Raw genomic sequence first — 255 nt, forward strand, 5'->3', positions numbered from 1 at the left:
ATACAATAATCGTCAAAAGACAACATAAAATAATAAGGATAGCCATGGCTACAAGAATATTACTATACACTCCAGAAGAATAATTTATAAATTCCAGAACTAGTTTACGATTAAGCAATTGTAGTGACAATAAACCTCCTACAATTGCTATACCTGTTCCCTCTGATAAAAAACTTGTGAAATTTAGCAAACTCATTCCAGAAGCAACTTCTTCTTCAGAAAGACTACTTGATACTATTTTTGATATAACTGCTG

General features: G+C 31.0%; 1 protein-coding gene. It reads right to left on the bottom strand.

Annotated features, from left to right (window positions below):
- The coding region (locus RM50_RS20535; protein WP_430929422.1) for a hypothetical protein at positions 1–255 on the bottom strand (255 nt) is incomplete at both ends.

The organism is Pseudarthrobacter phenanthrenivorans (assembly GCF_000813845.1).
Classification (GTDB): Bacteria; Actinomycetota; Actinomycetes; order Actinomycetales; family Micrococcaceae; genus Arthrobacter; species Arthrobacter phenanthrenivorans_B.